Source organism: Aneurinibacillus thermoaerophilus, assembly GCF_019603355.1.
Lineage (GTDB): Bacteria > Bacillota > Bacilli > Aneurinibacillales > Aneurinibacillaceae > Aneurinibacillus > Aneurinibacillus thermoaerophilus.
Genome location: NZ_CP080764.1, coordinates 432,316 through 454,582, shown reverse-complemented (window position 1 = coordinate 454,582; position 22,267 = coordinate 432,316). Strand labels below are relative to the sequence as shown.

Below are 22,267 nucleotides of genomic sequence, written 5' to 3'. Positions count from 1 at the left end.
ACTCCCTCTCTTTACTTTAGTGTTTGAAATGGCGGATCTTCGTAAATACCATCGCAATGCCGTGCTCATTCGCCACTTTGATGGAGTCTTCATCGCGAATGGAACCACCCGGCTGAATCACTGCGGTAATACCCGCTTTCGCGGCTTCTTCTACCGTATCCGGCATCGGGAAGAACGCATCAGACGCCAGTACGCTGCGAAACGCTTTATCGCCCGCCTGCTCGATCGCGATACGCGCTGCACCCACACGGTTCATTTGTCCCGCGCCCACGCCGATTGTCATATTATCTTTGGCGAGAACGATGGCATTCGATTTCACGTGTTTTACGACTTTCCACGCAAACAGCAATTGTTCGATTTCCTTCTTCGTCGGCTTGCGATCCGTCACGACTTCAAGGTCAGCTTCTGTAATTTGTTTCGCATCTTCGCTCTGCACCAGCGCGCCACCTTCGACGCTGGTCAATTTCCACGCAGCTTTGTCTTTTGCCGTCAGATCTCCTAGTTCCAGCAAGCGTAGATTTTTCTTCTCCTGCAAAATTTCGAGCGCTTCTTCGGTAAAGGAAGGTGCCATGATGATTTCAAGAAAGATTTCCTTCATTTGCAAGGCCGTTTCTTTATCGATCGGACGGTTCGCTGCGATGATCCCTCCAAAAATTGAAACCGGATCAGATTCGTACGCCTTCTGGTACGCTTCCAGAATCGTTGCTCCTATGCCCACACCGCAGGGATTCGTATGTTTCACTGCGACAATAGCCGGTTCGCTAAATTCCTTGACGATCGCAAGTGCGGCGTTGCCGTCATTGATATTATTGTAAGACAGTTCTTTGCCGTGCAATTGCTTGGCGGTAGCAATATTGCCTTGTCCTGCGAGCGGTTCACGATAAAAGGCTGCGGTCTGATGCGGATTCTCACCGTAACGAAGATCCTGCACTTTCTCATATGTTACCGTATAGCTTTCCGGCAGTTGCTCCCCAACCTGTTCAGTTAAGTATTGAGAAATAAGTGCGTCATAAGCGGCTGTATGGCGGAATACTTTGGCCGCTAATTTACGCTTCGTTTCATCCGATACGCTTCCGTTCGTCTGGATTTCTTCAAGCACTTTGCTATAATCGTCCGCATCTACAATCACCGTTACATATTTATGGTTTTTCGCCGCGGAACGGAGCATCGTCGGCCCACCGATATCAATGTTTTCAATCGCTTCGGCGAATGCTACGTTTGGCTTGCTGATCGTTTGTTTGAACGGATACAGGTTAACAACCACAAGATCAATCGGCGTAATGTTATGCTCGGCGATTTGCTGAACATGTTTTTCATTGTCACGTACAGCAAGCAATCCGCCATGAATATGTGGATCCAACGTTTTTAAGCGCCCATCAAGAATTTCAGGAAAGCCGGTTACGTCAGAAATGCCGATCACCTTTACTCCTTCTTTTTGTAGCAGAGCAGCTGTACCGCCAGTGGAGATAATTTCTACACCCAGTTTCTCCAGTTCTTTGGCGAACTCTATGATGCCTGTTTTATCCGATACGCTAATCAATGCGCGTTTTACCTGTACTGCACTCACAGTTTTTCCACTCCTCTACCGTATTCAAAATTTTCCGCATCAACACGTACATGTCGTCCATCAAGATGAACCTTGCCGTCTACCAGAAGCTGAATCACCTGAGGAAGCAAATGGTGCTCTTCCCGATGAATGCGCGCCGCCAGCGTTTCTTCCGTATCGCTGCCGTACACTGGAATAGAACGCTGCGCGATAATCGGCCCCGTATCCATGCCTTCATCCACAAAATGGACAGTAATTCCTGTAACTTTCACACCATAGCGTAAAGCCTGACCAATAGCATCTTTTCCAGGAAAAGAAGGCAGGAGAGACGGATGCAAATTGATAATGTGCCCACCGTACACTTTTAAAAGCGTGTCACCGATCAAGCGCATGTAACCCGCAAGTACGATAAGCTCTATACCAAACTCTTCAAGCTGTTTGAGAATTTCCCTTTCAAAGCTTGGCTTGTCCGGATAATCTCTGGCGGAGAACACAAACGTCGGCACTTGGTAAGAATCCGCCCTCGTAAGCACATATGCGCCAGGCCTGTCACAGACAAGCAGTGCTACTTCCACATCGGTTAGCGTCCTGTTCCTAATAGCTTCCATAATAGCAGCGAAATTTGAGCCGCTTCCAGAAGCAAAGACGGCGATTTTCATTACCAATTCCCCCCGCCAAAGCGTACATCTTGCTCTCCCTGTACAATCCGGCCAATTATCTGCGCCTTCTCTCCCGCTTCCTGCAATACGCGGAGCGCTTCGGCCGCCTCATTTTCCCGAACGATGGCAATCATGCCAATCCCCATATTAAACGTACGAAACATGTCTTTTTTCGATATACGCCCTTTCTCTTCCACAAGCATAAACACCGGCGGAATATCCCAGGAGCCGTACTCAATTTGAGCCGCTGTTCCTTCCGGCAAGATGCGCGGAATATTGTCGTAAAATCCACCGCCGGTAATGTGCACAAAGCCGTTCACCCGCACTTTTTCCAGCAAAGCAAGGCACGATTTCACGTAAATGCGCGTCGGCGTCAAGAGCGTCTCCCCCAGCGTACCGCCAAGTTCCGCCACGTTATCCGTCAGTGACATTCCAACGTTGTCCAGCAGAACCTTGCGCACAAGCGAAAATCCGTTGCTATGAACCCCGCTGGAAGCCATACCGATGATCACATCGCCAGGCTTGATGTTTTTGCCGTCGATGATCTCATCAGCATCCACTACACCTACGCTAAAGCCCGCAATATCATACTCCGATTCGTCATACATCCCTGGCATTTCCGCGGTTTCGCCGCCGATAAGCGCGCACCGGGATTGCTCGCATCCGTCGGCAATTCCTTTGACAATCGCTTCGATGCGTTCCGGGACAACTTTGCCGCAGGCAAGGTAATCAAGGAAAAACAGCGGCTCAGCGCCCTGTACCACAATGTCGTTGACACACATGGCGACCGCGTCAATTCCAATCGTATCATGCTTATCCATCGCAAATGCGATTTTCAATTTCGTTCCTACCCCATCCGTGCCCGATACGAGCACCGGCTTTTTATATTTGCTTGTATCAAGGCCGAAAAGCGCGCCAAAACCACCCAAGTCAGTCAAAACCTCCGGGCGGAATGTGCGCTTGACATGTTTTTTCATCCGTTCAACCGCTTCGTTGCCGGCGTCAATGTCCACTCCCGCCTGCTTGTAAGCTTCACTCATGCTTTCTCCCCCTATTTTTCCACGCAATTTTTCGTTTCTTCGTAAATTTCTGTCGGGTAATAACCTGTGAAGCAGGCCAGACAATGCCCGCGGTTCGGAGCCGTATCGTTGCGCCCAATCGCTTTTACCATACCCTCTTCAGACAAAAAATACAGCGAGTCAGCTCCGATAAACTCCCGGATTTCTTCAATTGATTTCTTCGCTGCAATGAGCTCTTCCCGGCTGGAGGTATCAATTCCATAAAAACACGGATTGGTAACCGGCGGGGAGCTGATACGTACATGCACTTCTTTTGCTCCCGCTTCGCGCAGCATTCTTACAATTCGGCTGCTTGTCGTGCCGCGCACAATGGAATCGTCAATCATGACGACGCGCTTGCCTTCCACGACTTTACGCACCGCGCTCAGCTTCATCCGCACGCCGCGAGCTCGCATTTCCTGTGTCGGCTGGATAAACGTCCGCCCAACATAACGGTTTTTAATCAGGCCAAGCTCGTACGAAATGCCTGCCGCTTCCGCGTATCCGATCGCCGCGGAAATGCTGGAATCCGGTACCCCGGTGACAACGTCAGCTTCCACCGGGGCTTCTTTGTACAGCTGGCGTCCCAGCTCTTTACGGGCCAGATGTACGTTAATACCGCCGATATCGCTGTCCGGGCGTGCAAAATAAATGTATTCGAATGAACAAATCGCGCGTTGGGACTGGCCGGCAAACCGTTCGGAACGAAGGCCCTCTTCGTCCATAATGATCATCTCTCCCGGCTCTACGTCGCGAATATACTCGGCTCCTACCGTTTCAAACGCACAGGTCTCAGAAGCGACAACGTATGCGTCATCAATTTTTCCGAGCGCAAGCGGGCGCAGACCGTTCGGATCAAGCGCAACAATCATTTTGTTTTCCGTCATAACAAGCAGGGCGTACGCGCCTTTAATCATGCGCAACGATTCTTTTACCGCCTGTTCAATCTCATAACCGGAACGCGCGATCAGATGGGCAATCACTTCCGTGTCGCTTGTTGTCTGGAAGATGGAGCCCTGACGTTCCAACTGATGGCGCACCTGCGTGGCGTTTACCAGATTGCCGTTGTGCGCGAGCGCCAGATTGCCCCCTGTGTATTTGAAGACAAGCGGCTGGGCGTTTTCAAGCTTACTTTCGCCCGCCGTTGTATAACGCACGTGCCCAATTGCCATCCGTCCGCGGATTCTGCCTAACTCCCCGCCGCTGAACGCCTCTGTTACCAGGCCCATGCCGCGGTGAGAAGTAAATTTCTCCCCATCGGACGCGCAAATCCCGGCGCTTTCCTGACCCCGGTGCTGCAGTGCATGAAGTCCGTAATATGTCAATTGCGGCGCATCGGGGTGGTTAAACACCCCGAATACGCCACATTCTTCGTTCAATTTATCCCACAATTCATCATGTTCCATCATGAATGCATCAGACATGCAATCGCACCCTTCCAAGCCGCTTTCAGTTCTTCCAGCGGCGTGTTGATCAATTCGCGTCCGTTTACCGTTACTTTAATTGCATCCGTGCCTACCGTACCGATCCGCGTACACAGTATGCCGTTTGCCGCCGCCAATTCCCACACTTTTTCCACGTGTTCCGGTTTCACGCTCAGCAGTACGCGGGATTGTGATTCGCTAAACAACGCAAAATCCGGGCGAAGGTCAATATTCCAATCAACGCTCGCCCCGAGACCAGGCTGCGCCGATTCCACCAAAGCAATAGCAAGCCCGCCTTCTGCTAGATCATGGGCGGAAGCGATCAGTCCCTGCTGAATCGCCATAAGAATGGTTTTTTGCAATCTTTTCTCCGTTTCCAGATCAATGGACGGCGGCCGTCCAATAATCGAACCATTCATCTGTTTCTGATATTCTGTACCACCGATTTCCGCTTTTGTCTCGCCGAGCAAAAGCAGGACGTCCCCTTCATTTTTAAACGCCTGTGTCGTGATATGATCCACGTCGTGAATCAAACCAACCATACCAACAACCGGTGTTGGATAGACGGCTTCACCGTTCGTTTCATTGTACAAGCTCACGTTACCCCCGATAACCGGAGTTTCAAGTACGCGACACGCTTCACTCATACCGTCGACCGCTTTTTCAAATTGCCAGAAAATCTCCGGTTTTTCTGGATTGCCGAAGTTCAGACAATCGGTCAGGCCAATCGGCTCTGCACCGGAGCAGACAACATTGCGCGCCGCTTCTGCGACCGCAATCGCGCCGCCTGTTTCCGGATCAAGGTATACGTAACGCCCGTTACAATCAATGCTCATCGCCAGCGCTTTGCGCGTGCCGCGGATGGTAATGACGGCCGCATCAGATCCTGGTACAACAGCAGTGCTGGTGCGCACCATATAATCGTACTGATTATACACCCATTCTTTGCTTGCCACCGTTGGCGCGGACAGCACTTTTTTCAACGCTTCCGTATAATCGGCAGGCTCCGGCAAGTTTAATGTGTCCACGTTCCGATATTCGTTATAGTAAACCGGCTCCTGTGAAGGCTTGCAGTATACCGGAGCGTCATCAGCAAGACTTTTCACCGGAACTTCAGCAACGACTTCCCCTTTGTGCGTAAGCCGCAGCATGCCATCGTCCGTCACCCGGCCCACAACCGCAGAGTTTAATCCCCATTTCTTGAAGATTTTCTCCACTTCGGATTCACGGCCTTTTTTCACGACAAGAAGCATGCGCTCCTGTGATTCGGATAGCATCATTTCGTACGGTGTCATGCCTTTTTCGCGCTGCGGTACCAGATCAAGGTTTAGTTCCATGCCGTTTCCGGCTTTGCTAGCCATCTCTGCGCTTGAGCATGTCAGACCTGCGGCTCCCATATCCTGAATGCCGACAACCGCATCCGTCTCCAGCAGTTCGAGGCAGGCCTCAAGCAACAACTTTTCCATGAACGGGTCACCAACCTGCACCGCCGGCCGTTTCGCTTCTGATTCTTCATTTAATTCCTCCGAAGCGAATGTCGCGCCGTGAATGCCGTCGCGTCCGGTTGCAGCACCTACATACACAACTGGGTTGCCAATTCCTTCCGCCACGCCTTTTTGGATTTTATCGTGGTCAATGAGACCTACGCACATCGCATTTACGAGCGGATTTCCTTCATAGCACGGGTCAAAAGCAACTTCGCCACCTACTGTCGGAATGCCCATGCAATTGCCGTAACCCGCGATTCCTGCCACCACGTTTTCAAACAGATATTTCGTGCGCGGCTTATTCAGTTCACCGAATCGAAGGGAATTCAACAGGGCAACCGGACGTGCTCCCATTGAGAACACATCGCGAATAATACCGCCCACGCCGGTCGCAGCTCCTTGATACGGTTCAATCGCAGACGGATGGTTATGACTTTCCACTTTAAATACAACCGCCTGACCGTCGCCGATGTCAACAATGCCTGCACCTTCGCCCGGTCCCTGCAATACGCGCGAACCGGATGTCGGAAAGCGGCGGAGCACCGGTTTGGAATTCTTGTAGCTGCAATGCTCGGACCACATGACGCTGAACAAGCCTGTCTCCGTGTAATTCGGTTTTCGGCCAAGAATTTCAACGACTTTAGCATACTCTTCGTCAGTCAAACCCATTTCACGGTAAATTTTTCTATCGGCGATCTGTTGCGGATTAGGCTCTATATGTGACACCGTTCTTCTCCCTCCAGCTCTGTAAAATCGAAGTAAACATGCGCTTTCCGTCCGCTGAACCGAGCCATTCGTGCACAGCCCGCTCCGGATGCGGCATCATGCCCAGCACATTGCCCGCTTTATTGATAACCCCGGCAATGTTCTCAATGGAACCGTTCGGATTGCCGCCGTTATAACGGAATACGACTTGATGATTCGCTTTCATTTCTCGCAATGTCTCTTCATCGCAGTAATAATTACCGTCACCATGCGCGATCGGAATACGGATAATCTCACCCTCTTCATACTGTGAAGTAAATGGTGTTTTGTTGTTCTCTACGCGCAAGTTCACAATCTCGCAGCGGAATTTCAGACTTTTATTGCGACGTAACGCACCTGGTAGCAGGCGTGCTTCCGTCAGTATCTGGAACCCATTGCATACGCCCATGATCAGTTTGCCTTTCTCCGCCGCTTCGCGTACCGCGTTCAACACAGGTGCCATGCCGGCCATCGCTCCGGGGCGTAAGTAATCCCCATAAGAAAATCCGCCTGGGAGGAGAATGCAATCGAATTCATCGAGATTGTTCCGGGTATACCATACATATTCAACCGGCTCCCCAAGACAATCTTCCACAGCCTTGTACATGTCAATATCACAGTTCGAACCGGGAAATACGAGGACTGCACTCTTCATCGCTTACGCCTCCACCAATTCGAAACGATAGTCTTCAATTACCGTGTTCGCGAGCAGTTTTTCGCACATTTCTTTCAGGCGTTCTTCCGCTGCTACGCGATCGTTTACATTCAGTTCAACTTCCATGTATTTACCGATACGAACATCGTTTACTTCATCGAATCCCAAGGAATGCAAGGAGCCTTTTACGGCATTTCCCTGCGGATCAAGTACGGACTCTTTCAATGTTACATATACAACGGCTTTAAACATGTGCTTCTCCTCCAATACGTTTTAAAATTTCCTTATAAGCGTCTTCCACGTTGCCCAGATCGCGGCGAAAACGATCCTTGTCCAGCTTTTCTTTCGTATCTACATCCCAGAAACGGCACGTATCCGGCGAAATTTCATCCGCTAACAGAATGTTTCCATCTTCAGTACGACCGAATTCCAACTTGAAATCAACCAAAATAATGTTGCGCTCCCTCATATATGCGGTGAGTATTTCATTGATTCTGAGCCCCATCTCGCGCAAATATCGGCGTTCTTCCTCCGTTGCAATGCCGAGCACATCAATATGTGAATCATTAACGAGCGGATCGCCAAGCTCGTCATCCTTGTAATAAAATTCAACGACCGGTTGAGAAAGTTCTGTCCCTTCCTCCATACCAAGACGCTTGGCGAGAGAACCCGCTGCAATATTTCGTACGACAACTTCCAACGGGATAATGTCTACTTGCTTTACCAGTTGTTCGGTCGACGATAGCTCTTCAATGAAGTGATTATCAATGCCTTTCTTTTTTAACATACGGAAAAAAATTGAAGTTATACGGTTGTTCAGTTCGCCTTTTCCCATAATCTGAGCCCGCTTTTCTCCGTTAAAAGCGGTGGCATCGTCCTTGTATTGCACCCAGAAAACTCCTGGCTTATCTGTGCGATAAATCCGTTTCGCTTTTCCTTCATACAGCATTTCGAGTTTTTCCATCGTTTTTCTCCTTCTAGGCTTCTGGCCCGATCATTCCCTTTGTTTTTACAATCTATTGCCAATATTGAAAATATAATTCATTTATTAACTTTTATAAATTTGAAAGGACTGACATTCTTCCTTTTCACAGACTTTTTTCTGACGAGCTTCAGCCCTGTGTTTCACAAAATGAAACGATATTGCAATTGTTCTCCTATTCGAGATACCTGCATATTTTGCGGGATCGCTTGAAGAAGAACGGAGCGCATACATTCGCTTAGGCACGCTAAAAAAACCCGGCCAAGAAAAGGAAGAGATGTCAGTCAGCCTTACTTTATAACCCGAGACGCTCAAAAATCGTGTCTACATGCTTCAGATGCCAGCTATAATCAAAACAATCGTCGATTTCTTCTTTCGATAACAACGATTTTACTTTCTCATCAGCTTCAATCAGCTCGCGAAACGGACGTTGTTCTTCCCACGCTTGCATTGCGCGCGGTTGTACCGTATCGTACGCTTCCTCACGGCTTAAGCCCTTATCAATCAACTTGAGCAAAACACGTTGCGAATAAATGAGGCCAAAGGTACGATCCATGTTGCGTTTCATATTTTCCGGGAATACTGTCAGGTTTTTCACGATGTTGCCGAAGCGATTCAGCATGTAGTTGATCAACTGCGTCGCGTCCGGTAAAATCACGCGTTCTACAGAAGAATGGGAAATGTCGCGCTCATGCCAGAGCGGAACGTTTTCGTAAGCTGACAGCATATGTCCGCGAATCACACGCGCCAGACCGGAAATGTTTTCGCTGCCAATCGGGTTGCGCTTGTGCGGCATCGCGGAAGAGCCTTTTTGTCCCTTGGCGAACGCTTCTTCCACTTCCCGCGTCTCGCTCTTCTGCAAACCGCGAATTTCTACTGCGAACTTGTCAAGCGATGTCGCAATAAGCGCCAGCGCTGCCATGTATTCGGCGTGACGGTCGCGCTGCAGCGTTTGCGTAGAAATCGGTGCCGGTTTCAAGCCGAGCTTTTTGCACACGTACGCTTCCACAAAAGGGTCGATGTTGGCATACGTGCCGACCGCGCCGGAAATTTTGCCAACCGCAATGTTTTCTTTCGCGCGGCGGAACCGCTCAAGATTGCGCTTCATTTCCTCATACCAGAGCGCCATTTTCAAACCGAACGTAGTCGGCTCTGCGTGTACGCCGTGCGTACGTCCCATCATTACGGTATATTTGTGTTCTTGCGCTTTTTCCTTCAAAATTTCAATAAAGCGGACAAGATCTCGTTCGATAATTTCATTCGCCTGCAAAAGCAAGTATGAAAGCGCGGTGTCCACTACATCGGTAGACGTCAAGCCGTAATGAATCCATTTTTTCTCATCGCCTTCGATCGTTTCCGATACCGCCCGGGTGAATGCCACCACATCATGGCGCGTTTCCTGTTCAATCTCATAAATGCGGTGGATATCAAAGCGGGCGTTTTTCCACAGCTTCTCAACATCTTCTTTCGGAATAACGCCCAGTTCAGCCCAGGCTTCGCAGGCCAAAATTTCGACTTTCAGCCATGCGTTGAATTTGTTTTCTTCCGTCCAAATCGCCGCCATCTCCGGGCGGGTATAGCGTGGAATCATGTTACGTATCCTCCCTTGATTTACTCCCAGATTTGTAATTCTTCTATTTGCTGTAACGCAACCTCAACCGACTCCGCCAAGACATTCATATGTCCCATCTTCCGCTTCGGCTTGCTGTCTTTTTTGCCATATAGGTGCAGTTTTGCGGAGCGAGGAAGCGTCTCTATTTTATCAAGAACATGTTCAAGATGCTCGCCGAGAATATTGACCATGACAACCGGGGTTAAAAGCTTCGGATCTCCAAGCGGCAGATCACAAATCGCGCGGATATGCTGCTCAAACTGCGAAGTCACGCAAGCATCCATCGTATAATGCCCTGAATTATGCGGGCGCGGCGCCAGTTCATTAACCAGCACTTTATCGTTCGCCGTGACGAACATCTCCACCGCGATTAGCCCGACCACTCCTAGCTTCTCTGCAATTGTTTTAGCCAATTCCTCCGCGCGTGCCGTCACATTTTCCGTAATACGCGCCGGAACAATGGACAGATGCAAAATATTTTCTCGGTGAATGTTCTCGGCCACTGGAAACGTCCTAATTTCACCCGAAACACTGCGTGCCGCAATAACCGAGATTTCTTTCGTAAAAGGCACGAATTGTTCGATAATAATTTCCGTACCGGCTTTGGAAAGCTCGCGGTAGGCGGATACGGCTTCTTCCGCCTGGCGAATAACGTATTGACCTTTTCCATCGTAACCGCCGGTCGCCGTTTTCATAACCGCCGGCACTCCCAATTCGCGAATCGCATGATCCGCATCTTGCTCATTCTCTATGACACGGAAAGGAGCCACCGGAATTCCGAACGAAGCCAGCGTTGATTTTTCCCGAATCCGGTGCTGGGTCACACGCAAAAGACTGCTTCCTTGCGGCACGTATGATTTTTCCTCTAAAATCGCCGCTACATCCGCATCCACATTTTCAAATTCATACGTAATCACATCGCTGGCCTGCGCCAGTTCCATCGCTCCTTCGACGTCATCGTAACGGGTCGCAACGTGCTTATCCGATACCTGGGCACACGGGCAATCTTCTGTCGGATCAAGCGTAGCGAAACGATAGCCGAGCGCGCGACCAGCAAGCGCCATCATTCGTCCCAGTTGACCTCCCCCGAGTACGCCAATCGTGGCGCCAGGCGTAATGATTTTTTTCTTACTCATAATGGCAATTCCGCCTCCAGCACTTTTTGTTTAACGGCCTCCCGATGCGCCATAAAACAATCACGAATTTCCGGATATTTGTTTCCTAGGATTTGTGCGGCAAGCAACCCTGCATTGATCGCTCCGGCCTTTCCAATCGCGACTGTGGCGACCGGAACACCGCCTGGCATCTGCACGATCGAAAGCAGTGAGTCAAGGCCATTCAACGTTGAAGATTTCACGGGTACGCCGATAACCGGAAGCGCCGTTTTGGAAGCGACCATGCCCGGCAAGTGCGCCGCGCCGCCAGCTCCCGCAATGATAACTTCCAATCCGCGTTCCTCTGCTTTCTCGGCGTATTCAAACATCAAATCCGGTGTCCGATGAGCGGATACCACCTTTTTTTCGTAAGGTATTTTCAATTTTTCCAGAATGGCACATGCTTCTTGCATCGTATCCCAATCTGACGTGCTCCCCATAATCACACCTACAAGCGGCTGATTCATCTATATGCAATCCCCCTTATTTCCCTTAGTATGTTTCCTTTGTCAGAAAAACCTCAGAGACTGCTAGCTTTTTCTTCTTACTTCATGATTTTCACAAGAAAAGCTCGCGGACGTTGCCGGTCTTTCTCTCCTTCCGTACCACACGCCTCGCATGTTTTTCCTCATTTACTTATGGAAAGAAAGTATATGTTTCTTTATCACTATAAAGCAACATATACCTTCTTATACGACAAAAAAAGCCCAGGCGGTAGATTTCCCCTTAAATAACGGGAAACCTACCGCCTGGGCTTTTATCCCTACGGTGTAGCGTGCTATCGCACGCCTGAATCGCTCGGACCTACAGCTCTGCCTTCGGCTGCGGAACCCTAGATTCACTTTCCGCTTAATTCACTTTTAGTTTAACAAGCAAATCAAGGCTCGTCAAGGAAATTACCGAACATTTAACGTTTTTTTAAATAATATTATTCGCTATTACAAAATTCTAGTAAAGAAAACATGACGCATACCAAGCCCTATTCTAACTCTTTTTTAGCCACCAAAAAAGACCGCCCGAAAGGCGGTCTTCCTGCATGTTATGTTATGCATTAACTATCGCAAGCGCAAGCGATAATAACAAGCAGGATAAACAACACCAGAATCACACCGATTACGTCATCTCCATTGAAAAAGCTCATTCATTTCACCCCTTTCTAGCGTGCTGTCTAAAGCATCAGGGGGTTCAATCACCCATATTACAACGTATGCCACCTGACCGGTAAGGGTTTGGACACCCGCCTACCCCGTTGTTATCTGGCAGAAAAATCGGCGGATACCTATTTTTTCTTCATCGGTCACAGGCGCAAGCAATAATTACAAGCAAGATGAACAACACCAGAATTACGCCAATCTCTTCTCCAAATCCTCCAGAACAACTCATTTGCCTCACCCTTCCTTCTTATTAGGAATTTAGCTATTACACGAGCAAGCGATTACCACCAGCAGAATAAAGAGGATTAAAATCACCCCAACTTTATCTCCATTTCAGCAACTCACGTTGTGTCGATACCCTCCCTTCAGCAAGGCCCTTGAATCACTTGGCATGTTACATACTATGTCCTGAACAGGCAGACTGTTTGGACGTCCGCCCATTTTTATCCAAAAAAAAGAGCCTATTCTAGGCTCTGGCTCTTACCGTTCATCTTGATATTGCTGTTGAATACGTAAAATTTCAGAAAGATTTTCAAAAAATAGCCGCACAATCAAGGGATCAAAATGTGTTCCGCTTCCCTGGCGAATGATTTCATACGCTTTCTCATTTGGATATGGCGCTTTATACGGCCTGCGGCTTGTCAAAGCGTCAAACACATCTACAACGGCCACAATTCTTCCGCTCAGCGGAATATCGGCGCCAGACAAACCACGTGGATACCCGGTTCCGTCATATTTCTCATGGTGTGATAATGCGATTTCACTCGCCAGTTTAAGCAACTGCGAATCGGAACCACTTAAAATTTTATGTCCGATTACGGTATGTTGTTTCATCTTCTCAAATTCTTCTTTCGTCAACTTTCCCGGCTTAAGAAGAATACGATCGGGTACGCCAATTTTCCCGATATCGTGCATGGGACTGGCTTGAATCATCAGATTAACCTCTTCTTCACCCATGCCCATTGCCCGGGCCACTACCCCACAGTAATGGCTAATGCGCTGAATGTGGGCTGCTGTTTCTGGATCTTTAAACTCGGCAGCTGCCGACAAACGTTCTACGATCTCTCGATGACTGTCCGCCAATTTGCTATTCAACAATTGCAGCTCGTTAAGCGCTTGCTGCAACTCGGCCGTCTGACGCGCCACTTCGTTTTCCAAGCGCTGTTTGGCGACAGCCATTTGTTTAGAATAGTGGCGCATGCGTAGCAACGTTTGCACCCTTGCATACATCTCATACTTATCAATAGGCTTGTTCAAAAAATCGTCGCTACCTTCCTCCAGCGCTTTGATTTTATCTTCTTTACTATCAAACGAAGTAAGCATAATGACAGGAATATACCGCTCTTTCATCGCTCTGATTTCACGAAGCACTCTGTATCCGTCCATGCTAGACATCGCAATGTCAAGCAGAACCAAATCGATATCTTCATTCTCAAGAATGCACAGCGCCTCCGTGCCCGTGCAAGCGGAAAACACACGATAGTTTCTTTCGGATAAAAATTGCTCGATAATATCTAAATGGCATTCTTCGTCATCAACAATTAGCACGCTAAATGTTTCAATCCACATTTTTTCTTTTATATTATCGGTCGCAAAAGGGAAAAAGCCCATCGCCTCCCCATCTCCTCCCGGTTTATATACGCCTACTTTAAGGCTCCTTTCAAGCAAACGGCAAAGCGCAATTCTTTACAAGCTTCGCTGTCGAACTAAATATTCCTAATGAACCTCCCTCCAGTTGCAGAAATAAATACAAAAGAAAAAATGATTCATCTCCCATCTATAAGAGAAAGAAGACTTCTCGCTACTTATGTTAAAATTGTACAACAGATTGATCTAACTTTTCTAATAATTTAAGAAAAAAATTCGACAAAACTCGAGCTTGTATCTTTCCGAAGTGAAAAAAGCATCGGCTTCAAGTGAAAACCGATGCTTTTTTACTTCAATAGAGTTATGCGTTAATGTCAATGAATAAAAACCTCGCAATGATAAGCAGCGCAAGAATCCACATAAGCCAATGAATCTTATTCCTGCCTCCAGCAAGATTGTTCGCAGTAGCGAGAATAACGTAGAACACGATACCGAACGAAATTCCGTTAGCAATGGAAGATGTCAGCGGCATCATCACAATGGTAAAAAACGACGGGATAGCGTATACCATGTTATCCCATTCAACGCCGCGTACTGCGCCCATCATAAGCACACCTACAATGATAAGCGCCGGAGCCGTCGCCTGAGCCGGAACAACCAACGCAAGCGGAGCGAGGAATAAAGCAAGCAAAAACAAGATGCCCGTTGTAACTGAAGTAAGACCCGTACGTCCACCCTGGCCTACACCTGCTGCACTTTCTACATATGCCGTAATGGTACTTGTGCCAAGTAACGCGCCAAGGCTTACCCCGCCAGCATCCACCAGCATTGCACGCCCGATGCGTTTTTTTGCATCCGGTTTATCCAGCAAGCCCGCTTTGGCGGCCGTACCCGTCAACGTACCGAATGTATCGAACAATTCGACAAACGTAAACGTAAATACAATCGTTAACAATCCTGCATTCAGCGCACCTGCCAAATCCATCTGTCCAATGGCCAGATTACTGAAATCAGGCACCCACTGAGCGGTTGTCAAAGAGGATAGATTGGTTACCCCCATCGGAATACCGATGATCGTCGTCACAACAATTCCTAACAAAATCGCGGCCTGTACACGCATGACCATCAAAATGCTTGTAAGCAGCAAACCAATAATCGTCAGCAAAATCTCTTTATGTCCAACAAAGTTGCCAAGTTGGAGAAGCCAGTCATTCGGCGACATCTCCGTAAATGGTTTTGCTCCCTCTTTTCCAATATAAAAACCGGTCAGTAGGCCGCTTGTCTTGAATCCGATAATCGTAATAAACAAACCGATACCTACCGTAATCGCCGCACGGATAGATTCCGGAACCGCGTCCAGCAATAATTGCCGGACTTTTGTAATCGTCAGAATAAAAAAGATAATACCGGAAATAAACACAGAAGCGAGCGCGATTTGCCAGGTAATGGCTCCCCCCGAACTTATGACGACAGTAGCGAAATATGCGTTTAAACCCATGCCAGGTGCCAGCGCGATGGGATAGTTCACGAACAATCCCATCATAATCGTGACAAGACCCGCGCCAAGCGCGGTAGCCACAAACACAGCATTGAAATCCATGCCTGTGGCCCCTCCGGCCGTTAGTGTGAGCGGATTGACGATTAGAATATATGCCATTGTGATGAACGTGGTAATACCAGCGATAAGCTCCGTACGCACATTCGTGTTATTCTCTTTCAACCTGAACAGCTTATCCATCTTCTCTTTTCTTCCTTTTCTCTCGCGAATTATACTTACTCCCACTCAATCGTTGCCGGCGGTTTCGACGTAATGTCATAAACGACACGATTTACATGCGGAACTTCATTTACAATGCGCACTGAAATCTTCTCCAGCACTTCATACGGAATACGCGCCCAGTCAGCTGTCATCCCGTCAATTGATGTAACGGCACGAATGCCAACCGTATAATCGTACGTACGTCCATCTCCCATAACACCTACGCTACGAATATCCGGAAGCACGGTGAAGTATTGCCAGATGTCTTGCTCCAGACCTGCTTTTTTGATTTCATCACGCAAAATATAGTCAGATTCGCGTACAATCTCTAACTTCTCTTCCGTAACTTCACCCAGCACGCGAATTCCAAGACCTGGGCCTGGGAATGGCTGGCGCCATACGATTTCGCGTGGCAGACCAAGCTCTTCGCCCACCTTGCGCACTTCGTCTTTAAACAATTTGTTTAATGGTTCGATAAGCTCAAACTTCATATCTTCCGGCAAGCCACCTACATTGTGGTGTGACTTAATTGTCTGTGCCGTTGCCGTACCGCTCTCGATGATATCTGTGTACAGCGTACCCTGGGCAAGGAAGTCCATGTCTTTCAGCTTGCTGGCTTCCTCTTCAAACACATAAATAAATTCGTTACCGATAATCTTACGTTTTTTCTCAGGATCAGATACGCCTTTCAGCTTATTCAAGAAGCGTTCGCGGGCATTGATTTTAATCACGTTCATCTGGAATTTCTCAGCGAACGTCTCCATTACGCTTTCCGCTTCACCCTTACGCAACAAACCATGGTCGACAAACATGCATGTTAACTGATCACCAATCGCTTTATGAATAAGCACGGCCACTACGGAAGAGTCCACGCCACCGCTCAGTGCGCAGAGCACTTTTTTGTTGCCGACTTTTTGGCGAATCTCTTCTACCATCATATCGATGTAGTTTTCCATCGACCAATTGCCTTCGCATTTGCAGATTTCGAACAGGAAGTTCTTCAGCATCTCGCTGCCGCGTACGGAATGACGAACTTCCGGGTGAAATTGGACACCGTAGAACTTCTTCACCGGATGGCTGATAGCTGCTACCGGACACGCTTCATTGCTAGCGTCAATCTGGAAACCTTCAGGCACCTCGATTACTTTGTCTGAGTGGCTCATCCATACTGTTTCCGTTTTGTCGAGCCCTTTAAAGAACAGGGAATCATTATGAATGGAAATATCGGAACGCCCGTATTCACGCACGCCCGCGCGTTCCACTTTCCCTTTCAGATTGTGAGACATTAACTGCATACCATAGCAAATACCCAGAATCGGCACTCCCATGTCATAAATGCGGGTGTCGCACTGTGGCGCTCCTTCGGCATATACGCTCGCTGGACCGCCGGAGAAGATAATCCCTTTTGGATTCAGCTTTTCCAATTCTTCAACCGGAGTGTTATAAGGTATAAGTTCACTAAATACACCAAGATCACGAACACGACGTGCAATCAACTGATTATACTGTCCTCCGAAATCGAGAACTACAACTAACTCTTTCGGCTTGTCCATCTTTGTAAAATCCTCCTCTGTATAAATCGCTGCATCTATAAGCATAACAAACATTTTAGCATTTTTATTTTTTCCTATAAAAAAACAAAAACCAGGCTTTCTATAAAAAAGTATAGAGACAGAAACCTGGTGCACAGCTATCTGTCCTCATAGTCGAACGATTTACGGTCGTTCGGTAGAAACTTTCAGGCCGTATCCCTGAGATTATATGAGGCTTTAACGAATTTAGTTTACCAGAGGTATTCGAAAAGTCAAGCACTAAAATATGAAAATTTAACCCTCTTTTCTATCTAATTGTTCGGATTTTCCTCATATAAATTCTTTTTCTTTTGCTTTTTCATTCGTCATACCATAAATTTATTAAAAAAAATCAGAACTGTAGATGATGTTGCTTCTTCTCTCAATCCGGCGAAATGCATGCAAAAACCCCTTCGAACTTCTTCGAAGGGGTTTCTCCCAGAGGCGATTACATCATACCGCCCATGCCGCCCATTCCGTCCATGCCAGGAGCTGCTTTTTCTTTTTCTGGCTTGTCGGCTACAACCGCTTCTGTTGTCAAGAACATAGCCGCAACCGATGCAGCATTTTGCAACGCAGAACGAGTAACTTTCGCCGGGTCAACAATACCAGCATCGATCATGTTCACCCATTGCTCAGTTGCCGCATTAAAGCCGATGCCTACTTCTTCTTGTTTCAGGCGCTCAACGATAACAGAACCTTCAAGGCCAGCGTTGGCAGCAATTTGACGTACCGGCTCTTCAAGAGCGCGCAGAACGATGCGTACGCCAGTAGCTTCATCGCCTTCCGCTTCAACTTCTGCTACTTTATTGTAAACAGCTACAAACGCAGTACCACCGCCAGCTACAATACCTTCCTCAACAGCAGCGCGAGTAGCATTCAGCGCGTCTTCGATGCGCAGTTTTTTCTCTTTCAATTCAGTTTCAGTAGCCGCACCAACTTTGATAACTGCTACGCCGCCAGCCAATTTAGCCAGACGTTCTTGCAGTTTTTCACGGTCAAAGTCAGAAGTTGTTGTTTCGATAGAAGCGCGGATTTGGTTCACGCGAGCGTTAATGTTCGCTTTGTCACCAGCGCCTTCTACAATTGTTGTATTTTCTTTCGTTACAACAACTTTGCCGGCTTGACCAAGTTGTTGCAGAGAAGCTGTCTTCAGGTCAAGACCGAGGTCTTCAGTGATTACTTGACCGCCAGTCAATACCGCGATATCTTCGAGCATCGCTTTGCGGCGATCACCGAATCCAGGGGCTTTAACTGCTACCGCAGTAAATGTGCCACGCAATTTGTTGACAACAAGCGTTGCCAGCGCTTCGCCTTCTACATCTTCAGCGATGATCAGAAGCGGCTTGCCTTGTTGTACAACTTTCTCAAGGATCGGCAAGATATCTTGGATGCTGGAGATTTTCTTGTCAGTAATCAGGATAAACGGATTTTCAAGCACCGCTTCCATCTTGTCAGTATCCGTAATCATGTACGGAGATGCATATCCACGGTCAAATTGCATACCCTCTACAACATCAAGTTCAGTTGTGAAACCTTTAGATTCCTCAACTGTGATAACGCCGTCTTTACCTACTTTTTCCATAGCTTCTGCAATCAGCTGGCCGATCTCTTCGTCAGCAGCAGAGATTGCAGCAACTTGTGCGATAGACTCCTTGCCTTCGATCGGCTTGGAAATAGCATGCAGTTCTTCAACCGCTTTGCGAACCGCTTTGTCAATACCGCGGCGAACATCCATTGGGTTTGCGCCCGCTGTTACGTTTTTCAGACCTTCGCGAATCATCGCCTGAGCCAGAACGGTAGCAGTAGTCGTACCGTCACCCGCTACATCGTTTGTTTTGGTCGCAACTTCTTTAACAAGCTGTGCACCCATGTTTTCGAACGGATCTTCAAGCTCGATTTCTTTCGCGATGCTCACACCGTCGTTTGTGATAAGCGGAGAACCGAATTTCTTTTCAAGTACCACGTTGCGGCCTTTCGGTCCGAGAGTTACTTTTACTGCGTCAGCAAGCGTATCAACACCGCGAAGCATCGCGCGGCGCGCTTCTTCGCTAAAACGAATTTCTTTCGCCATTCTGTTCGCCCTCCTAATTTATGTAGTCTTTATATAGATACCTGCACGGTGAAAAACTCAGATACTTATGAAAGTGCCGTTCTCAGTGATTACTCAACAATCGCGAGAATGTCGCTTTCACGCATGATTAACAATTCTTTATCGCCATATTTTACTTCAGTGCCAGCATATTTGGAGTAGATAACACGATCGCCTTCTTTTACTTCCAAAGCTACGCGCTCACCGTTCTCATAACGGCCGTTTCCTACAGCAATAATTTTGCCTTCTTGCGGCTTCTCTTTCGCTGTTTCCGGAAGCACGATTCCGCTAGCAGTTGTTTCTTCTTTTGCGATAGGTTCTACAATCACACGGTCACCCAATGGCTTTAACACTGAAAACAACCTCCCTGTTAAGTATAGTTGTTAGCACTCGTTACAAACGAGTGCTAACACAATTATTATAATATATACTTTATTTCCATTTTGCAAGCCCCGCGTTACAAAAATTTTTCTTTCTCATTTTGTACGTTTCGTATAAGCTTTATTCTAAAATACGGCTGTTTATTTTCCAGAATTTAGAGTAGAAAATACGCGTATTCTTCACTCCTCTTTTCCTTGTGGTAAGTATTGATTCATCAAATAACCACGTTTCTTAAACGATAAAAAAAGAGCCGGAAGGTTCGGCTCTCTTATCCCTATTATACTTATTATTCTCTATCAACCGTTAGCACAGCGTCTTTTTCCTGTCTCTCTCCATAAAACTCGCGTTCCCATTCGGCTTCTTCTTTCAGTTGTTTCCGGTACACAATACGTGATAGCACAACACTTACTTCATATAAAATGACCAGTGGGACAAAAACGCTTAAATGGCTAATAAAATCTGGTGGTGAAATGAGCGAGGCTATAATGACCAAAACTAAATATGAATAACCTCGCATCTTCTTCATCCGCATTGGGTTCAACACGCGTAACCGTGTTAAAAACATAACAATGATCGGCAATTCAAACAACAAGGCCAGCGGGATCACAATATTGAACATGAAACCAAAATACTGAGAGATTCCAAACGTTTCTACGGTACCGAGTTTCTCGGAAAACTTCTTCATGAAGCTTACGAGCATCGGAAATACTAAATAATATCCTACAGCCAGCCCTGTTATAAAAAGCAAGAATGCTGGAACGATAAAAGCGCCAGCCGCTTTTCGTTCATGCGGGCGAAGCCCCGGAGAAACAAATCGCCAGATGTGATACAACATAAAGGGAAGGGTAACCACCAGCGCGATAACAAATGAAAATTGCATGTACACGCGTAATCCGTCGCCAAGAGCGAAAACATTCCACTGAATATCGGCGTTTTTCTGAAAATAGCGGACAACCGGATCAGCGTAGACAAACGCGCCGATAAACGCCACCATGAAAATAATCAACACCCAGATTACACGTCTCCGCAACTCGCTTAAGTGTTCCACCACCCGCATATCTCGGTCTTCATTGCTCATATGCTGTTCAAACCCTCTCTTAACAAACAGCTTGCAAAATATAGTGTTGTTTGCACCTTTAAATATTTACGTTTTCATTTTTTCCTTGAATAATAGCCAGCGCTGACGAAATTTGGTCTGCGATCGCCAGAAAACACCATTCCATTGCCGGGAGGCTTCCTGGAAGATTAATTACCAGCGCATTTCCACGCGTACCTACGGCGGCGCGCGTCAACAATGCCTTGCGCGAATTTTGCATAGCAGAGCGGCGCATTTCTTCAGCCAACCCCGGAACATGGCGATCAATAACAAGTTCCGTCGCTTCTGGAGTCACATCTTCCGGGCTCAGTCCTGTGCCGCCAATTGTAATCAATAAATCGACTCTTTCCCGGTCGACAAGTTCAATCATATTTTCTTTAAGCATCTCTATATTGTCAGGCGACACGCGATGGTGGGTAACATCAACGTCAAAATTGCTTTTCAGCAACATTTCCAGTCTCAGAAAACAATCATTCTCCCGTTCCCCGCGATACACCGAGTTGCTAGATGTGACAACCCCAATTTTCCACATTCAGGTAACCCTCCGTTATTATACATAAAAATTCAATTATATTGTACTACAACCTGTCCAAGTTGTGTCGATTTTTGCGCATATATACAGTGGCAAAATCATGAACAAACGATAGTGCGGCACTCTGTTACAATTATATCCACTTTTTTATCGTGAGACTCCACCGGAAGAAAAGTCGTGATCTGCACTTCAAAACAAGGAGCGATAAGCAAAGGAGGGGGCCCCTTTAGCTGAGCAAAGAAACGATCATAGAAGCCTCCGCCATATCCAAGACGTTCTCCCCGCTCGGTGAAAGCTACTCCGGGGACAATAATAATATCAAATGCTTCACCGCTCCACAGCTCGCTTCTGTCCGTATCCGGCTCACGAATGCCATACGGGCCTTCCACAAGCGAATCCCATCCTACAAAAAGATAAGGGAGCATTTGTTTATCAGCAACAATCGTTTTCGGTATGTATATATTCTTGGCTTCATCGCGGCACGCTTCCAGAAACGCGTCAATCCTGACTTCATCTCTAAAAGGAAGAAAAGTAAACAACCTCTGGGCTGCACGAACTTCCGGGACGGCAAACAACCGCTTCACCACCGCCTCTGATTTACAGATATGCTCTTCCGCGGATAGCGCCGCCCTCCGCTTTAACATCTCACGGCGCACAAGACGCTTGATATCTTTTTTTTCTTTCTTATTCATCACTTTTCTCCCTTCCCCGGTTTTCCCTTGCCCGTATTTTACGATAAACTAACAATGGACAAAAATAGAGGTGAATTAAGTA

At 47.5% G+C, this 22,267-nt stretch carries 21 protein-coding genes and 1 riboswitch; all 21 genes read right to left on the bottom strand.

Annotated features, from left to right (window positions below):
- Positions 1–16: 16 nt before the first annotated feature.
- On the bottom strand, positions 17–1,567 hold the full coding sequence (gene purH, locus K3F53_RS02590; protein WP_057899949.1) for a bifunctional phosphoribosylaminoimidazolecarboxamide formyltransferase/IMP cyclohydrolase: 1,551 nt from the start codon (positions 1,565–1,567) through the stop codon (positions 17–19).
- Positions 1,564–2,205 carry a phosphoribosylglycinamide formyltransferase gene (purN, locus tag K3F53_RS02585; RefSeq protein WP_220559299.1) on the bottom strand — a complete coding sequence of 214 codons (642 nt, stop codon included), beginning with the start codon at positions 2,203–2,205 and terminating at the stop codon, positions 1,564–1,566. Before purN ends, purH begins: the two co-directional genes overlap by 4 nt.
- Positions 2,205–3,245 (bottom strand): phosphoribosylformylglycinamidine cyclo-ligase, encoded by a 1,041-nt coding sequence (gene purM / locus K3F53_RS02580; protein WP_220559298.1) that lies wholly within the window; start codon positions 3,243–3,245, stop codon positions 2,205–2,207. The genes purN and purM overlap by 1 nt, the downstream gene beginning before the upstream one ends.
- Positions 3,246–3,256: 11 nt before the next feature.
- Complete coding sequence (gene purF, locus K3F53_RS02575; protein WP_408863278.1) at positions 3,257–4,687, bottom strand: amidophosphoribosyltransferase; 1,431 nt, start codon at positions 4,685–4,687, stop codon at positions 3,257–3,259.
- Positions 4,669–6,900, bottom strand: coding sequence for a phosphoribosylformylglycinamidine synthase subunit PurL (gene purL, locus K3F53_RS02570; RefSeq protein WP_281423713.1), 2,232 nt, complete (start codon positions 6,898–6,900; stop codon positions 4,669–4,671). The genes purF and purL overlap by 19 nt, the downstream gene beginning before the upstream one ends.
- A complete protein-coding gene (purQ, locus tag K3F53_RS02565) occupies positions 6,881–7,573 on the bottom strand; it encodes a phosphoribosylformylglycinamidine synthase subunit PurQ (RefSeq protein WP_091260585.1) in 693 nt (230 codons plus the stop codon). Before purQ ends, purL begins: the two co-directional genes overlap by 20 nt.
- 3 nt (positions 7,574–7,576) lie before the next feature.
- Entirely contained in the window at positions 7,577–7,825 is a 249-nt protein-coding gene (gene purS, locus K3F53_RS02560) for a phosphoribosylformylglycinamidine synthase subunit PurS (protein ID WP_057899954.1), read from the bottom strand.
- Positions 7,818–8,537, bottom strand: coding sequence for a phosphoribosylaminoimidazolesuccinocarboxamide synthase (gene purC, locus K3F53_RS02555; protein ID WP_057899955.1), 720 nt, complete (start codon positions 8,535–8,537; stop codon positions 7,818–7,820). The genes purS and purC overlap by 8 nt, the downstream gene beginning before the upstream one ends.
- A 313-nt stretch (positions 8,538–8,850) precedes the next feature.
- Complete coding sequence (purB, locus tag K3F53_RS02550) at positions 8,851–10,146, bottom strand: adenylosuccinate lyase (RefSeq protein ID WP_057899956.1); 1,296 nt, start codon at positions 10,144–10,146, stop codon at positions 8,851–8,853.
- Positions 10,147–10,166: 20 nt separating this feature from the next.
- The gene (purK, locus tag K3F53_RS02545) at positions 10,167–11,303 is read right to left on the bottom strand and encodes a 5-(carboxyamino)imidazole ribonucleotide synthase (protein WP_057899957.1); all 1,137 of its coding nucleotides are present in this window, start codon (positions 11,301–11,303) and stop codon (positions 10,167–10,169) included.
- The gene (gene purE / locus K3F53_RS02540) at positions 11,300–11,788 is read right to left on the bottom strand and encodes a 5-(carboxyamino)imidazole ribonucleotide mutase (protein WP_057899958.1); all 489 of its coding nucleotides are present in this window, start codon (positions 11,786–11,788) and stop codon (positions 11,300–11,302) included. The genes purK and purE overlap by 4 nt, the downstream gene beginning before the upstream one ends.
- A 584-nt stretch (positions 11,789–12,372) precedes the next feature.
- Positions 12,373–12,462, bottom strand: coding sequence for a sporulation protein YjcZ (locus tag K3F53_RS02535; protein WP_082706113.1), 90 nt, complete (start codon positions 12,460–12,462; stop codon positions 12,373–12,375).
- Between the two features lie 149 nt (positions 12,463–12,611).
- Entirely contained in the window at positions 12,612–12,704 is a 93-nt protein-coding gene (locus K3F53_RS02530; protein ID WP_082706114.1) for a sporulation protein YjcZ, read from the bottom strand.
- 251 nt (positions 12,705–12,955) lie between these two features.
- On the bottom strand, positions 12,956–14,086 hold the full coding sequence (locus K3F53_RS02525) for an HD domain-containing phosphohydrolase (protein ID WP_062731164.1): 1,131 nt from the start codon (positions 14,084–14,086) through the stop codon (positions 12,956–12,958).
- Between the two features lie 337 nt (positions 14,087–14,423).
- Positions 14,424–15,800, bottom strand: a complete 1,377-nt coding sequence (locus tag K3F53_RS02520; protein ID WP_057899959.1) for an NCS2 family permease — start codon at positions 15,798–15,800, stop codon at positions 14,424–14,426.
- 35 nt (positions 15,801–15,835) lie between these two features.
- A complete protein-coding gene (guaA, locus tag K3F53_RS02515; protein WP_220559297.1) occupies positions 15,836–17,374 on the bottom strand; it encodes a glutamine-hydrolyzing GMP synthase in 1,539 nt (512 codons plus the stop codon).
- Positions 17,375–17,504: 130 nt separating this feature from the next.
- Positions 17,505–17,606: riboswitch (purine riboswitch) on the bottom strand.
- A gap of 234 nt (positions 17,607–17,840) precedes the next feature.
- Positions 17,841–19,466: a chaperonin GroEL gene (gene groL, locus K3F53_RS02510; RefSeq protein ID WP_057899960.1), complete on the bottom strand. Its 1,626-nt coding sequence runs from the start codon at positions 19,464–19,466 to the stop codon at positions 17,841–17,843.
- 89 nt (positions 19,467–19,555) lie between these two features.
- Complete coding sequence (gene groES, locus K3F53_RS02505) at positions 19,556–19,837, bottom strand: co-chaperone GroES (protein ID WP_057899961.1); 282 nt, start codon at positions 19,835–19,837, stop codon at positions 19,556–19,558.
- A 314-nt stretch (positions 19,838–20,151) separates the two neighbouring features.
- Positions 20,152–20,943 (bottom strand): twin-arginine translocase subunit TatC, encoded by a 792-nt coding sequence (gene tatC, locus K3F53_RS02500; protein WP_057899962.1) that lies wholly within the window; start codon positions 20,941–20,943, stop codon positions 20,152–20,154.
- A 58-nt stretch (positions 20,944–21,001) separates the two neighbouring features.
- Positions 21,002–21,493, bottom strand: a complete 492-nt coding sequence (locus tag K3F53_RS02495; RefSeq protein WP_057899963.1) for a MogA/MoaB family molybdenum cofactor biosynthesis protein — start codon at positions 21,491–21,493, stop codon at positions 21,002–21,004.
- Positions 21,494–21,591: 98 nt separating this feature from the next.
- Positions 21,592–22,185, bottom strand: a complete 594-nt coding sequence (locus K3F53_RS02490) for a 5-formyltetrahydrofolate cyclo-ligase (protein ID WP_220559296.1) — start codon at positions 22,183–22,185, stop codon at positions 21,592–21,594.
- Positions 22,186–22,267: the final 82 nt, after the last annotated feature.

Bases quoted from the DNA above. Each gene is read 5' to 3' on its own strand.
- K3F53_RS02535 (WP_082706113.1), bottom strand. From the start codon at position 12,462: ATGAGCTTTTTCAATGGAGATGACGTAATCGGTGTGATTCTGGTGTTG.
- K3F53_RS02525 (WP_062731164.1), bottom strand. From the start codon at position 14,086: ATGGGCTTTTTCCCTTTTGCGACCGATAATATAAAAGAAAAAATGTGG.
- guaA (WP_220559297.1), bottom strand. From the start codon at position 17,374: ATGGACAAGCCGAAAGAGTTAGTTGTAGTTCTCGATTTCGGAGGACAG.
- tatC (WP_057899962.1), bottom strand. From the start codon at position 20,943: ATGAGCAATGAAGACCGAGATATGCGGGTGGTGGAACACTTAAGCGAG.
- K3F53_RS02490 (WP_220559296.1), bottom strand. From the start codon at position 22,185: ATGAATAAGAAAGAAAAAAAAGATATCAAGCGTCTTGTGCGCCGTGAG.
- purM (WP_220559298.1), bottom strand. From the start codon at position 3,245: ATGAGTGAAGCTTACAAGCAGGCGGGAGTGGACATTGACGCCGGCAAC.
- purB (WP_057899956.1), bottom strand. From the start codon at position 10,146: ATGATTCCACGCTATACCCGCCCGGAGATGGCGGCGATTTGGACGGAA.
- K3F53_RS02530 (WP_082706114.1), bottom strand. From the start codon at position 12,704: ATGAGTTGTTCTGGAGGATTTGGAGAAGAGATTGGCGTAATTCTGGTG.
- groL (WP_057899960.1), bottom strand. From the start codon at position 19,466: ATGGCGAAAGAAATTCGTTTTAGCGAAGAAGCGCGCCGCGCGATGCTT.
- K3F53_RS02495 (WP_057899963.1), bottom strand. From the start codon at position 21,493: ATGTGGAAAATTGGGGTTGTCACATCTAGCAACTCGGTGTATCGCGGG.
- purS (WP_057899954.1), bottom strand. From the start codon at position 7,825: ATGTTTAAAGCCGTTGTATATGTAACATTGAAAGAGTCCGTACTTGAT.
- purE (WP_057899958.1), bottom strand. From the start codon at position 11,788: ATGAATCAGCCGCTTGTAGGTGTGATTATGGGGAGCACGTCAGATTGG.
- purN (WP_220559299.1), bottom strand. From the start codon at position 2,205: ATGAAAATCGCCGTCTTTGCTTCTGGAAGCGGCTCAAATTTCGCTGCT.
- purK (WP_057899957.1), bottom strand. From the start codon at position 11,303: ATGAGTAAGAAAAAAATCATTACGCCTGGCGCCACGATTGGCGTACTC.
- K3F53_RS02520 (WP_057899959.1), bottom strand. From the start codon at position 15,800: ATGGATAAGCTGTTCAGGTTGAAAGAGAATAACACGAATGTGCGTACG.
- purC (WP_057899955.1), bottom strand. From the start codon at position 8,537: ATGGAAAAACTCGAAATGCTGTATGAAGGAAAAGCGAAACGGATTTAT.
- purF (WP_408863278.1), bottom strand. From the start codon at position 4,687: ATGTCTGATGCATTCATGATGGAACATGATGAATTGTGGGATAAATTG.
- purQ (WP_091260585.1), bottom strand. From the start codon at position 7,573: ATGAAGAGTGCAGTCCTCGTATTTCCCGGTTCGAACTGTGATATTGAC.